8 protein-coding genes are annotated in these 13,774 nt (G+C 34.9%); 5 read left to right on the forward strand and 3 right to left on the reverse strand.

The window, feature by feature from the left end; all coding sequences use genetic code 11:
• The first annotated feature begins 190 nt into the window (after window positions 1-190).
• Window positions 191-2,122 carry an amino acid permease gene (locus tag B0E44_RS00340; protein WP_077370223.1) on the forward strand — a complete coding sequence of 644 codons (1,932 nt, stop codon included), beginning with the start codon at window positions 191-193 and terminating at the stop codon, window positions 2,120-2,122.
• A 464-nt stretch (window positions 2,123-2,586) separates the two neighbouring features.
• On the forward strand, window positions 2,587-3,990 hold the full coding sequence (gene lpdA / locus B0E44_RS00345) for a dihydrolipoyl dehydrogenase (protein ID WP_077370216.1): 1,404 nt from the start codon (window positions 2,587-2,589) through the stop codon (window positions 3,988-3,990).
• 74 nt (window positions 3,991-4,064) lie between these two features.
• Here the strand turns inward: lpdA and B0E44_RS00350 are convergent, their stop codons facing one another.
• The gene (locus B0E44_RS00350) at window positions 4,065-4,439 is read right to left on the reverse strand and encodes a DoxX family protein (RefSeq protein ID WP_077370217.1); all 375 of its coding nucleotides are present in this window, start codon (window positions 4,437-4,439) and stop codon (window positions 4,065-4,067) included.
• A gap of 899 nt (window positions 4,440-5,338) precedes the next feature.
• On the opposite strand from B0E44_RS00350, the gene B0E44_RS00360 reads away from it, so the two are divergent.
• The 3 genes from B0E44_RS00360 to B0E44_RS00370 all read left to right on the forward strand — a co-directional run bounded on the left by B0E44_RS00360 (window position 5,339) and on the right by B0E44_RS00370 (window position 10,088).
• A complete protein-coding gene (locus tag B0E44_RS00360; RefSeq protein ID WP_077370219.1) occupies window positions 5,339-6,625 on the forward strand; it encodes an anthranilate synthase component I family protein in 1,287 nt (428 codons plus the stop codon).
• Between the two features lie 121 nt (window positions 6,626-6,746).
• Window positions 6,747-8,057 (forward strand): tRNA lysidine(34) synthetase TilS, encoded by a 1,311-nt coding sequence (gene tilS, locus B0E44_RS00365; RefSeq protein ID WP_077370224.1) that lies wholly within the window; start codon window positions 6,747-6,749, stop codon window positions 8,055-8,057.
• A gap of 9 nt (window positions 8,058-8,066) precedes the next feature.
• The gene (locus B0E44_RS00370; RefSeq protein WP_077370220.1) at window positions 8,067-10,088 is read left to right on the forward strand and encodes a protein-disulfide reductase DsbD; all 2,022 of its coding nucleotides are present in this window, start codon (window positions 8,067-8,069) and stop codon (window positions 10,086-10,088) included.
• A gap of 357 nt (window positions 10,089-10,445) precedes the next feature.
• Here B0E44_RS00370 and B0E44_RS00375 read toward each other — a convergent pair whose 3' ends face one another.
• Window positions 10,446-11,771: an ammonium transporter gene (locus B0E44_RS00375; protein ID WP_077370221.1), complete on the reverse strand. Its 1,326-nt coding sequence runs from the start codon at window positions 11,769-11,771 to the stop codon at window positions 10,446-10,448.
• A 539-nt stretch (window positions 11,772-12,310) separates the two neighbouring features.
• The gene (locus tag B0E44_RS00380) at window positions 12,311-13,627 is read right to left on the reverse strand and encodes an ammonium transporter (RefSeq protein WP_077370222.1); all 1,317 of its coding nucleotides are present in this window, start codon (window positions 13,625-13,627) and stop codon (window positions 12,311-12,313) included.
• Between the last annotated feature and the right edge of the window lie 147 nt (window positions 13,628-13,774).

Below are 13,774 nucleotides of genomic sequence, written 5' to 3' on the forward strand. Positions count from 1 at the left end.
GTATATTTGACTTTTTTTAAGGATAAAAAAAGAAATACTATTTTAATATCCCAATATTATAAAAAATCAGAATCATGACTTTAAAGAATGAATATGTTTTTTATATTTGGCCTTTACTATTTTTTCTTTTTTATCAAAACATTATAGCAAAAAAACACAAAATATTAATTTTAACGGTAAAATTTATAACATGGCATTAAAAGGGCTTTTTAGAAAAAAAACGGTTCAGGATATCTTAAAGCAGGTCGAAAAAAATAATTTAGAAGGGCATGAGGCGCTAGGTAAACATTTGACTGCAAAAGACTTAACTGCTTTTGGAATTGCCGCTATTGTTGGAGCCGGTATTTTTAGTACTATTGGGAAAGCTAGTTTTGACGGTGGTCCTGCTGTAATATTTTTATTTCTGTTTACAGCTATTGCCTGTAGTTTTGCCGCCTTTGCGTATGCCGAATTTGCTTCTATGGTTCCAGTTTCAGGAAGTGCTTATACTTATTCTTATGTAGCTTTTGGGGAATTGATTGCCTGGATTATTGGCTGGGCCTTAATTATGGAGTATTCTGTTGGGAATATAACCGTCGCCATATCATGGAGTGATTACTTTACGGGATTGCTTTCCAGTGGCGGAATCGATTTGCCACAATGGGTACAAATGGATTATTTAACGGCTTCTAATGGTTTTAAAGATGCGACTGCCTTAATGGAAGGAGGAAAGTCTTTTGAAAATTTGAGTGCTGGTTTGCAAAATGCTCATACAGCATGGGAAACAGCGCCAAGGATAGGTTCTTTTCATTTTGTGGCCGATTTACCTGCGCTTTTAATTATTGTTTTGATTACGGCTTTGATTTACCGTGGAATGAAAGAGTCTCGTAATGCCAGTAACATTATGGTTATTGTTAAGCTTTGTATCGTTCTTTTGGTAATTGCCGTTGGAATATTTTATGTCGATACTGACAATTGGAATCCTTTTGCTCCGAATGGTGTTTCTGGAGTTTTAAAAGGAGTTTCCGCTGTGTTCTTTGCTTATATTGGTTTTGATGCTATTTCAACAACAGCTGAAGAATGTAAAGATCCGCAACGAGACTTGCCTCGTGGTATGATGTGGGCGATTATTATATGCACACTTTTATATATTGCCATTGCTTTGGTTTTGACCGGAATGGTGAGTTATAATACATTGAACGTTGGCGATCCATTGGCTTTTGTGTTTGATCAATTACACTTAAAATGGATGTCTGGAATTGTTGCGGTAAGTGCCGTTGTTGCTATGGCCAGCGTATTATTGGTTTTCCAAATGGGGCAGCCACGTATTTGGATGACAATGAGCCGCGACGGTTTGTTGCCAAAAAAATTCTCAACGGTGCATCCTAAGTTCAAGACACCTTCTTTTGCAACAATTGTAGTTGGTTTTGTTGTGGCGGTTCCTGCCTTGTTTATGAATTTGACAATGGTTACCGATTTGTGCAGCATCGGAACATTATTTGCTTTTGTCTTGGTTTGTGCTGGAGTTCTATCTTTGCAAAATAGAACCGATATTCCAAGAGGGAAATTTAAAACACCGTATATCAATTCAAAATATATTTTTCCTTTATTAATTATTATCGCTTTGGTTTTCTCTTTTGGGTACAACAAAAAAGCGACTATGGATTTCATTACCAATGAGACCAAAACAAATGATTCGGAATTTATAATTACTTCATTGAATAAAGAAGAGACTCAAAAAGTGTATGATTATTTGGTAAGTATCGAAGGGAAAACTAACGGTACAGATAAACTGGATGTGGAGCATTTGTTGAGTCAATATCAGGAAGATGAGGCTAAATACGAATCGGTTGTTGCTGGATTGCCTATTTCGGATTCTATTAAGTACGAAAGTGGTTTTGATTTGTTTAAACACAAAATACCAATGTGGATTTTCTTAATTGTAATAGTTGGATTGGTATTTTGGTCTTACAAAGAAAACTTGTCTTTGATTCCGCTTTTGGGTTTAATCTGCTGTTTGTATATGATGGCTGAGTTAAGCGTTTGGAACTGGATTTATTTCGGAATTTGGCTATTATTAGGATTGGTGATTTACTTTGGTTTCAGCCGAAAAAACAGTAAACTAAATTTGGAAAGAGAATAATTTTTTAGTGAATTGTGAAATCTATTCTTGAAAACTGAATAATTATAATTAGAAAACGTCTTGAGTCACTATGATTCATGACGTTTTTTTATGAGTGATGCTTTTGAAGATTTTTTCTAAAAAGTAAATTGTGTAAAATAGCCCCGATAGAAGGGAAAATCTCCCAATTCAGAAAAACAAGGCTTTTTTAGCCGTAGTTTTTCTGAATTGGGAATTGGAATGATAGCGGGAGGGATCTTGTTATGAAAAACCATACTTTGTGCTCCTAAAAAATATATTGCATTTGTTTTTTGAATTTTGAATGACGGTTTAAAGTCAGTTTGCGATTTGCTTGAGGTATTTAAAAGGTTTGACTGTAATTCTTGATGAAATCGTTATAATTCGAACAAAAAACCTCTAAAATTAAACTTTAAACAAAACTTTATTCCTTAATTTTGCATCACTAAAAATAAAAATTACATACTATGAGTTCATTTGACGTAGTCATTATAGGTTCTGGGCCAGGCGGATATGTTTCAGCTATTCGTTGTGCACAATTGGGTTTCAAAACAGCGATTATTGAGAAATATTCTACTTTGGGTGGAACTTGCCTGAATGTAGGTTGTATTCCATCGAAAGCATTATTGTCTTCTTCTCATCATTATGCAGAAATCAAACATTTTGCCGATCATGGAATTGAACTTTCCGGTGAGGTAAAAGTAAATTTGGAGAAAATGATTGCCCGTAAACAAGCAGTTGTAGATCAAACATCAGGAGGAGTAAATTTCTTGATGGAAAAAAATAAAATCACTGTTTTTAATGGTTTGGGGTCTTTTGTTGATGCAACTCACGTTGCAATAGCAAAAGCTGACGGAACATCGGAAACGATTGAAGCCAAAAACATTATTATTGCTACTGGTTCAAAACCATCTTCTTTGCCTTTTATCAAAATTGATAAAGAAAGAATCATCACTTCAACAGAAGCTTTGGCTCTTAAAGAAGTGCCGAAACACCTTGTTATCATTGGTGGTGGTGTTATTGGTATCGAATTAGGTCAAGTGTATTTGCGATTGGGAGCGCAAGTTTCGGTTGTGGAATTCATGGACAGAATTATTCCAGGGATGGATGGTGCTTTGTCTAAAGAATTGACGAAAGTGTTGAAAAAACAAGGAATGAAATTCTACACTTCTCACAAAGTGCAATCAGTTGAGAGAAAAGGGGATGCTGTAATTGTTCAAGCTGAAAATGCTAAAGGAGAAACAATCACTTTAGAAGGAGATTATTCTTTGGTATCAGTTGGTCGTCGTCCTTATACAGATGGATTAAATGCCGATAAAGCTGGAGTTAAAATTTCGGATAGAGGACAAGTGGAAGTGAATGATCATTTGCAGACTTCGGTTTCAAATATTTATGCCATTGGTGATGTGGTTCGTGGAGCTATGTTGGCTCATAAAGCGGAAGAAGAAGGAACTATGGTTGCCGAAATTTTGGCTGGTCAAAAACCGCATATTGATTATAACTTGATTCCAGGTGTTGTTTACACATGGCCAGAAGTTGCTGCTGTTGGACAAACAGAAGAGCAATTGAAAGCGTCTGGAACTGAATATAAAGTGGGAAGTTTTCCTTTCAAAGCTTTAGGTCGTGCCCGTGCGAGCGGAGATCTTGACGGATTTGTAAAAATACTTGCTGATAAGAAAACGGATGAAGTTCTTGGAGTACACATGATAGGTGCTAGAACTGCTGATTTGATTGCTGAAGCAGTAACTGCAATGGAATATAAAGCTTCTGCGGAAGATATTTCAAGAATGTCACATGCGCATCCAACATTTGCGGAAGCGATAAAAGAAGCAGCATTGGCAGCAACAGATAATAGAGCTTTACACGTATAGTTTCAAGCTTTTTAAAAATAAAACCCCGTCTCGTTATAAAAATGAGACGGGTTTTTTGTTTAGAATAGTTTTACTTATACTGTGAATAATCCTTTGTAACTATCCCATTTGGTGTAAAGTAAAAATATATTTCCTAAGAATAAGAAGGCTGCTACAGGAATGCCTTCTGGAGCTAGGAATATATGTGTGCAAATGATGTTGACTGAAATAGGCATCAACAGAATGAAAGTTATTCTGTTGAATTTTCCAATGATAAATGATAATCCGCAAATCAGTTCTATGGTCTTTACTAAAGGTATTAAATAACCAGAAGCCTTGAGTCCATCATTGAAGATTTTCATGTTTCCTGCTAAAGGAGGCTCCGGAAATAAATGCAAAAAGTAGCTTATCGATGCGAATAGTAATAATAGTCCAATTAGTGAGCGAATAATGATAGTAGCAATTCTCATATTTTGTAGGTTTTAGTTTTTATGTTTTTTTGGATGTGCCTTTAATTAATCAAAATGCATGACTGATTTTCTGGTAAATAGATTTTTGTAACTTTTTCGATGGGCATAGATTAAAAATAAATTTCCTAAAAAAATAAATATGGCAAGTGGTAATCCATTTGGATTTAGAAAAAAATCGATGAATAATATATTCGTACTTACCGGTAGAATGATAATGTTCGATAACACTACGTATTGACCACTAAGGTATGAAATTCCACATAATAGTACGATTGTTTTGATCAATGGCATTAGATAAACTGAAGAAATCAATCCAACATTGAAAGCTTTGAAATTTTCTGTGCTTTCTAGTTCAGGCATTAAGTTGAAAAAATAGGCTATTGATATACAAATTAATACTAGGCCAATTATTGTGCGAATAAAGAAAGTTGCAGTTTTCATATTTTGAGTATTTAAGAAGTTAAATGTTTTAGTGATAATGTTTGATTACAAGGAGGTAATCATCTTTTCATCCATTTACTTACATTGATAGCTTTCGGAGGCGGAAAACTAAGTCCATTTCACTAACAAATTTAGTTAATTTTTTTCTTATTTATTGCGTTTTTGATTATTTTATTAGTGATATTCTGCTAGAATTGAGTTGTTTGCGTGTTTTTATTATCTCTCGATGGTTCACTAACTAATTCGAGCGATTACATGATTTTTTTTTAGATTTTGGCTTCGTTCGATATTGAAATTGATAATTAGATTTAGATATTGACTTTTTTTGTGTTTGTTCTCTATTTATTTTTGAGATGTTTTTTGCAAAGGACAATCTTTTAAGACTCAGTTTTATGAGTTTTCTGCTTGAGAAGCGAATTTTTTTATTGTAATTTTGAAGCCCATAAACTGATTAATTTTTGAGAACTTCCATTTATAAATTTATTGAAAAACCATTGCAGTTCAAGGAGCAGCTTGTTGCTTGGAGTCAGCAATTTCGAGAAATAACTTTTCTGGACAGTAATTCATTTCTCAACGAATATTCAAGTTTCGATTGCGTTCTGGCAGTTGATGCTTTCACGTCTATAAAGACCGATTTTCACAATGCTTTTGAGGATTTGAAGCAATACCAGCAAACATCCAAAGATTGGTTGTTTGGATATCTTGCGTATGATTTAAAAAATGGAGTGGAGCAGTTACATTCCAATAATTACGACGGATTGAATTTTCCTGATTTGTTTTTTTTTCAGCCTAAAAAGTTGTTTTTACTAAAAGGAAACCAACTTGAAATTCAATATCTCAATATGTGTGATGATGAAGTTGAATCTGATTTTGATGAAATTATTAATTACAAAAGAGCAGCTGCCGAAAATTCAAAAAAAATAATTATTGAGCAGCGTATTCCGAAGCAAAATTACATAGAGAAAGTTTCTAAATTGCTGGAACACATTCATCACGGGGATTTGTATGAAGCGAACTTCTGTATGGAGTTTTTTGCAAAGGAAGCCATAATTAATCCATTGGAAAAGTTCTTGAAACTCAATGAAATTTCTCAGGCTCCTTTTTCTGTTTTTTTTAAAAACAATAGACAATTTTTGCTTTCGGCATCACCAGAACGCTATTTGAAAAAACAAGGCGAGAATTTAATTTCTCAGCCAATTAAAGGAACTTCCAGACGATTCTCGGATCTATTGGAAGATGAAAAATCTAAAAACACTTTGGCTCAAGATCCTAAAGAAAGAGCCGAAAACATTATGATAACCGACTTGGTTCGAAATGATTTGTCGAAAACTGCCCAAAAATCCTCGGTTGAAGTTAAAGAATTATGTGGAATTTATTCTTTCTTGCAGGTGCACCAAATGATTTCGACCATAACTTCCAAAATAGACTCTCAGTATGCGGCAGTTGATACGCTTAGAACTACTTTTCCGATGGGAAGTATGACAGGTGCTCCCAAGTATGCCGCAATGAAAATCATCGAAGCGCTTGAGGAAACAAAGCGCGGATTGTACAGCGGGGCGGTGGGGTATTTTTCGCCCAATGGTGACTTTGATTTTAATGTGGTTATACGCAGTATTCTTTACAATCAGGAAAATAAATATGTGTCTTTCTCTGTAGGAAGCGCGATAACATCTTTATCCATTCCAGAAAAAGAATATGAAGAATGTTTGCTTAAAGCAAAAGCAATGCATGAGGTTTTGCTATAAGTGAATTCATATCGGATTAAATAATAATCAGTATTTTTGATAAATGAAATCGCCATGTTTTCAAAATATAAATGGCGGATGGCGATGTCATATTCCTGTAAAAAAGCAATATTTACTTTGTATGAAAAATATACTTCAAAATCATATCAATAATGAAATCCCGTATTTGAAGCAAAAAAAGCTGCTTCTCGCCGTAAGTGGAGGTTTGGATAGTATGGTTTTATTGCATTTATTTCAGGAATTGAAGTGTGATATTACCATTGCTCATTGCAATTTTCAACTCAGAGGAATGGAGAGTTTTGGTGATCAAAAATTTGTGCAAGACTATGCTGAAACTAACGAGATCCCTATTTATGTTACCCAATTTGATACAGAAGCTTTCGCCAAAGATTATAAATTATCTACTCAGGTTGCTGCTAGGGAACTCCGTTATAATTGGTTTTACGAGTTGTTGGGAACCGAAAAATTGGATTATATAATCACTGCGCATCATGCTGATGACAACCTGGAAACCTTTTTGATTAATCTCACAAGAGGAACTGGATTAGAAGGATTGACTGGGATTCCGGTGCAAAATGACAGAGTGATTCGACCTTTACTTTTTTTATCCCGCCATGAAATTGAAAATTATGCCAAGGTGAACGATATTCAATGGCGTGAAGACAGTAGTAATGCTTCGGATAAATATGTACGGAACAAAATTCGGCATCATTTGATTCCTGTATTGAAGGAGTTGAATCCTAATTTTATGACGTCATTTTTGAAAACCGAAGGATATTTGCAGGAATCATTTGCAATGGTTGAAGATGCAGCTATTATGGTTTATCAGCAAGTAGCAAATGAAAGAGGTGATCAAATTCATTTTGATTTGAATCAATTGTTAAAATTACCTAATTATCAATCGTATTTGTATCAATGGCTCAAAGAATTTGGTTTTACTGCATGGGAGGATATCTATGATTTGGTTGTCAGTCAATCCGGTAAACAGGTTTTTTCTGCAGATTTTCGTTTGTTGAAGGATAGGGATTCCCTGATTTTATCTCCTATTGATCATTCAGACATTCAGGAAGAATTTTTTGTTAATGAAAATCAAACGGAAGTTAAGATTCCCTTAAATATGTCTTTTTGTAAAGTGACAGACATTTCGGTTGCTACAAATAAAACTATATTTGTCGGCGCAGATCAATTGGTTTTTCCTTTGGTTTTGCGAAAGTGGAAATCAGGTGATGTTTTTCAGCCTTTTGGAATGAATGGAAAGTCAAAAAAGGTGAGCAAACTTTTTAAGGATGAAAAATTATCATTGATAGAAAAAGAAAATACTTGGCTTTTATGTTCAAATAATGAAATAGTTTGGGTAATTGGAATAAGAGCCGATCATAGATTCAGAACCTCAAATACAACCAAAAATATACTTAAAATAGAATTAATTTAGATGCTTATAATGAAGAAAATACTTTTTATACTGTTTGCTTTTTTAGCTTTCGCCAAAGTAAATGCCCAAGTTCTAGATCCTGTAAAATGGACTACGACGATCGAAAAGAAATCAGAAACCAATTATGTTTTGATTTTTAATGCCATAATAGAAAAAGATTGGCATGTATATTCGCAATTCACCCCAGATGGTGGGCCACTGCCTTTGGAAGTTATTTTTAAAGATCAAAAAGGTAATTTTAATTTGGTAGGTAAAGCCAAAGAAAGTAAAACGACTACCGCTTATAATGATGTTTTTGAAGTTAATGAAACTTTTTTTCATGATAAAGCCCAAATCAAGCAGGAAATAACATTATTGAATCCAAAGATTACATCAGTTCAAGTTGAATTGAATTATCAGGCTTGTAAAGAGGTTTGTATCAATCTGGAAAAGAAATTCACTTTTAAAATCCCAACAACGGAATCTGCAGTTACTATAGTGACTACTCCTGTTGCTGCCGAGAAATTGGATACAGCCAAAGTTGACACGGCAAATACACTTACTGTTGTAGCAAAAGAAATTGTAACGCCAGTTGAAAAGAAAGTAACAGAGCTACCGAAACCATCAACAGAAATTGGGCTGTGGTCTATTTTCTTTATTGCGTTTTTCTCTGGTTTTGCGGCCTTGCTGACTCCTTGTGTGTTTCCAATGATTCCAATGACGGTTAGTTTTTTTACCAAACAGAGTAAAAATAAAGCGGCAGGAATTAGAAACGCTATTATTTATGGAGTTTCCATTATTCTGATTTATGTGTTGTTAGGATTCTTGGTGACTTGGATTTTTGGTGCTGATGCATTGAATGCTTTGTCAACTAATGTTTGGTTTAATATACTATTCTTTATTTTACTGGTTGTTTTTGCAACGTCGTTCTTAGGTGCTTTCGAAATCATGTTGCCTAATTCTTGGGCAAATAAAGTAGACAGTCAGGCCGACCGAGGTGGAATTGTAGGTATTTTATTTATGGCGTTGGCATTGGCTATCGTTTCATTCTCTTGTACAGGACCTATCGTTGGTACACTTTTAGTTGATGCTGCTTCCAAAGGCGGTATTGCACCTATAGTTGGAATGTTTGGATTTTCATTGGCTTTGGCTTTGCCTTTTATGCTTTTTGCTATGTTTCCGGGTTGGTTGAATTCTTTGCCAAAATCAGGAGGATGGTTAAATACGGTTAAAGTAGTGTTAGGATTTTTGGAATTGGCTTTGGCATTCAAATTTTTGTCCAATGCCGATTTGGTTTTGCAATTGCATTTACTGGAAAGAGAAGTGTTCTTGGTGATTTGGATTGCTATTTTCGGAACATTGGCTTTTTATTTGTTTGGAAAAATTACGTTGCCACATGACAGTCCTATAGCACATATTTCGGTGGGAAGATTATCTTTGGGTTTATTAGTTTTGTCTTTTACAATATATTTAGTACCTGGACTTTGGGGCGCTCCACTTAAATTGATAAGTGCGTTCCCTCCTCCAATGGAATATAGTGAAAGCCCGTTAGGTGTAGGCAGGTCGAATGTTGGAAATGCATCGTCAACGGTTTTGCCTGAAGGAGCAAAATTAGGACCGAACCAAATCATCGTTTTTGATGATTATGATAAAGGATTAGCTTATGCTAAAATGGTAAACAAACCTATAATGCTTGATTTTACTGGGCATGCTTGTGTGAATTGCAGAAAAATGGAAAACAATGTCTGGTCGGATGTAAGTGTGCTTCCTATTCTTAAAAATGAAGTCGTGGTGATCTCATTGTATGTTGATGATAAAAGACCATTGCCGAAAAGCGAACAATTTACGTCCAAATCTACTGGAGCCGAAATTGAAACGATTGGCGATAAATGGACAGACTTTATGATTTCCAAATACAATACCAATACACAGCCTTTGTATGTATTAACCGATCTGCAAGGAAATAATCTCAACGATAAGCAGCCTACTATTAGTTACGTAAGTATTGAAGAATATTATGCTTGGCTGAAAGAAGGGATTTCGAAGTTTTAGAGATAGTTTTATTAGAAGATAATAAGTCTTTAGAAGCTAAATTACTGAGATTAAAAGTTAAGACTTTATTCTAATAAAGAAAAAAAAATAATAGATACCAGCCTCAAAAAAGGTTGGTGTTTTTTTTTGTATTGATTTATGTTTTGAAATAATCATCTTTCTTTTCTGTATTAGATCATTTAGAAACATATAATAATGTAATTCTATTTTCATTTCCTTCGAAGAGTGGTAGGTTAAACAAAAAAAATCTATTTTATATTTCTAATTGATATACTAATAAAGACTGAACAAGGTTATAAAAAAAAAACACTCTAAAATAAATTCTAGAGTGTTTTTGGGTATTTGGAAATTGATTTTTTACAAGAATTCTCCGTGTTGAGAGATGTCTAATCCTAGTTCTTCTTTTTCTTCAGTTACTCTTAATGGAGTAATTTTGTTTACAATAAAGAACAATGCATAAGAAGCACAGAAAGCAAATAAAGAAACTAATACTAATGCTTTCAATTGGATTAAAAATAAAGTAGAATCTCCAAAAATTAAGCCTTGGTTGTCACCTACAATTGAATTTACAGATTTGGAAGCAAATACTCCGGTTAATAACATACCTACCATACCACCTACACCGTGACAAGCAAATACGTCTAAGGCATCGTCAATTTTTCCTTTAGGGAATTTGCTCACTACAAGGTTACTTATAATACTGGCGATAATACCAATTGCCATTGCGTGAGGAATGCTTACGAATCCTGCAGCAGGTGTAATAGCAACCAATCCTACTACAGCTCCAATAGAAGCTCCCATTGCTGAAAGTTTGTGTCCCATAATTTTATCAAGGAATACCCATGCCATTGCAGCAGCAGCAGCAGCTACAGTAGTAGTTCCCAAAGCTTGAGCAGCTAGACTTCCAGCTCCTACAGCAGATCCAGCGTTGAAACCAAACCAGCCAAACCATAATAAACCAGTTCCTAATAATACATAAGTAATACGAGCAGGGTTTGCTTTTTGTACTTTTCTTTTTCCTAAGAAGATTGCTCCTGCAAGAGCAGCCCAACCAGCACTCATGTGTACTACAGTTCCACCAGCAAAATCCAATACTCCCCATCCGAAGAATAGCCCATCAGGATGCCAAGTCATGTGACATAATGGTGCGTATATAACTAATATAAACAATACCATAAATAAAAGGTAAGCCCAAAAGCGTACTCTTTCAGCAAAAGCTCCAGTGATTAAAGCAGGAGTGATGATAGCGAATTTTGCTTGAAACAAGGCAAACAAAATCATTGGAATTGTTGGTGCTAATTCCCAAGCTGTGTTAGCGCTAACGTTATTAAAAAACAAGTTTGATGTTGGATCACCAATGATTCCTCCTATAGAAGGGCCAAAACATAGTCCAAATCCAATAAGTATCCATAATACAGTTACAACCACCATTGCCATGTAGCTTTGTAGCATGGTACTGATGACATTTTTTTTGCCTACCATTCCACCGTAAAAGAATCCGAGTCCTGGAGTCATTAATAATACAAGGGCACTAGCAACAATCATCCAAGCTGTGTCTCCTGTGTCTAATTTTAATTCAACGACATGAGCTCCTAACTTTGGTGATTCAATAAGAAAATGAATTGAAAAAATGGATAATACCAAGATTGTGATTAGTATCACACTTAAAATAATTTTTCGCATAGTTTTTGATTTTTAATTTTTTATAAATGTATCAAATGATTTTAAACCCTCCAAAAAATAAGGGTCAGTACTGGTATTTTTGCGGATATTTTATTTAGCACCCCTATATTTTGATAGGTGTTTAATTTTTGAATCAAAAAAGTAGAATGTGTTAATGGAATTTTAAGTTTTTTTTAAGGTTTGATCTTGAATTAACAGATAATATGTGAAATTATCGCTGATTTTGGTAATTGAGCGAACTTTTTGTTAATGATTACTTAAAATAATGATGTCTATTGTGATTTTTTAAAGAGATTTATATTGGATTTGTCAGGTTGGTTTACCTGGTTCAATGTGGGTCTTTGAATTCTTTTGTGTTTTCATTTTTAGAGGTGTGATTTTGTTAGAATTATTAAAAATGAGCTTCCTGTTTTTAATTTACATAAGGATTTATATGCTGAGTTGAAGTAGTGAGTTAGGGAAGGATAGTTTGGTAATGGGTTAAAAAAAAGCACCCTAAAAAAATTAGGGTGCTTTGGGAATGTTGTTGAGAAATTAGTCTATAGATATTCTCCGTGTTGTGAGATGTCTAATCCTAACTCTTCTTTTTCTTCGGATACTCTCAATGGAGTGATTTTATTTACGATGTAAAAAAGGAAATACGATATTACAAAAGCGAATATCGAAACTCCTATTAAAGCAATTACTTGGTTGGTGAATAATTTTGTTTCTCCAAAAGCAAGGCCTTGATCGATAACGGCAGGATTGATTTCTTTGGAAGCAAAAACACCAGTTAATAACATGCCTACCATTCCGCCAACACCGTGACAGGCAAATACGTCTAAGGCATCATCGATTTTTCCTTTTGGAAATTTACTGACCATAATATTACTGACAAGACTGCCCAGAATTCCGATTGTGATAGCGTGTGGCATACTAACAAATCCAGCGGCAGGAGTAATGGCTACTAGTCCTACTACAGCTCCGATACAAGCTCCCATAGCTGAAAGTTTGTGTCCCATGATTTTATCAATAAATACCCAAGCCATTGAGGCTGATGCTGCAGCTACAGTTGTAGTTCCTAGCGCCTGTACTGCAAGACCGTTTGCTCCCATAGCAGAACCCGCATTGAATCCAAACCAGCCAAACCATAATAATCCTGTACCTAATAATACATAGGTGATACGGGCAGGGTTGGCTTTGGGAACTTTACGTTTTCCAAGAAACATTGCGCCGGCGAGTGCTGCCCAGCCTGCACTCATGTGTACAACAGTTCCGCCTGCAAAATCCAGTACGCCCAAATTGAATAACAATCCATCTGGATGCCAAGTCATGTGTGCTAATGGCGTGTAGACGAACAGAATAAATAAAACCATAAATAAGAGGTATGCCCAAAAACGGATGCGCTCTGCAAATGCGCCTGTTACAATAGCGGGTGTTATAATGGCGAATTTAGCCTGAAATAAAGCAAATAGTAAAAAAGGGATTGTTGGTGCCAATTCCCATGAAGTGCCAAAGCCAACGCCTTGAAAAAAGAGATTAGGTAGTGGGTTTCCGATTATTCCTCCAATTGACGGGCCAAAGGACAGTCCGAAAGCAATTAGTACCCATAGTACGGTTACAATAATCATTGCCATAAAACTTTGAAGCATAGTGCTGATTACGTTTTTCTTGCCGACCATTCCTCCATAAAAGAAACCTAATCCTGGAGTCATTAATAGTACTAATGCTGAAGCTACCAACATCCACGCAGTGTCGCCAGTATCGAATTTTGAAATTTCAGTAAGGTTTGTTGGGTTTTTGGTTAAAAAGTAATTTGAGCAATAGGATAGTACCAAAATCGTGATGAGAATCACACTTAAAACTATTTTTCGCATTTTGAATTATTTTATATTTTTTTTTGATGCAAAAATAAAAAATCATTTCAATCACCCTGTTAAAACGGATGAGGGTTTGTTATTTTTATCATTTTTGTATTTTGTACCCCCTAAATTTTAGGTAGGTAATGTAAAAATCATTAAAAA

The organism is Flavobacterium sp. A45 (genome assembly GCF_002001005.1).
GTDB lineage: Bacteria > Bacteroidota > Bacteroidia > Flavobacteriales > Flavobacteriaceae > Flavobacterium.

Bases quoted from the DNA above. Each gene is read 5' to 3' on its own strand.
- B0E44_RS00340 (WP_077370223.1), top strand. From the start codon at position 191: ATGGCATTAAAAGGGCTTTTTAGAAAAAAAACGGTTCAGGATATCTTA.
- lpdA (WP_077370216.1), top strand. From the start codon at position 2,587: ATGAGTTCATTTGACGTAGTCATTATAGGTTCTGGGCCAGGCGGATAT.
- B0E44_RS00350 (WP_077370217.1), bottom strand. From the start codon at position 4,439: ATGAGAATTGCTACTATCATTATTCGCTCACTAATTGGACTATTATTA.
- tilS (WP_077370224.1), top strand. From the start codon at position 6,747: ATGAAAAATATACTTCAAAATCATATCAATAATGAAATCCCGTATTTG.
- B0E44_RS00370 (WP_077370220.1), top strand. From the start codon at position 8,067: ATGAAGAAAATACTTTTTATACTGTTTGCTTTTTTAGCTTTCGCCAAA.
- B0E44_RS00375 (WP_077370221.1), bottom strand. From the start codon at position 11,771: ATGCGAAAAATTATTTTAAGTGTGATACTAATCACAATCTTGGTATTA.
- B0E44_RS00380 (WP_077370222.1), bottom strand. From the start codon at position 13,627: ATGCGAAAAATAGTTTTAAGTGTGATTCTCATCACGATTTTGGTACTA.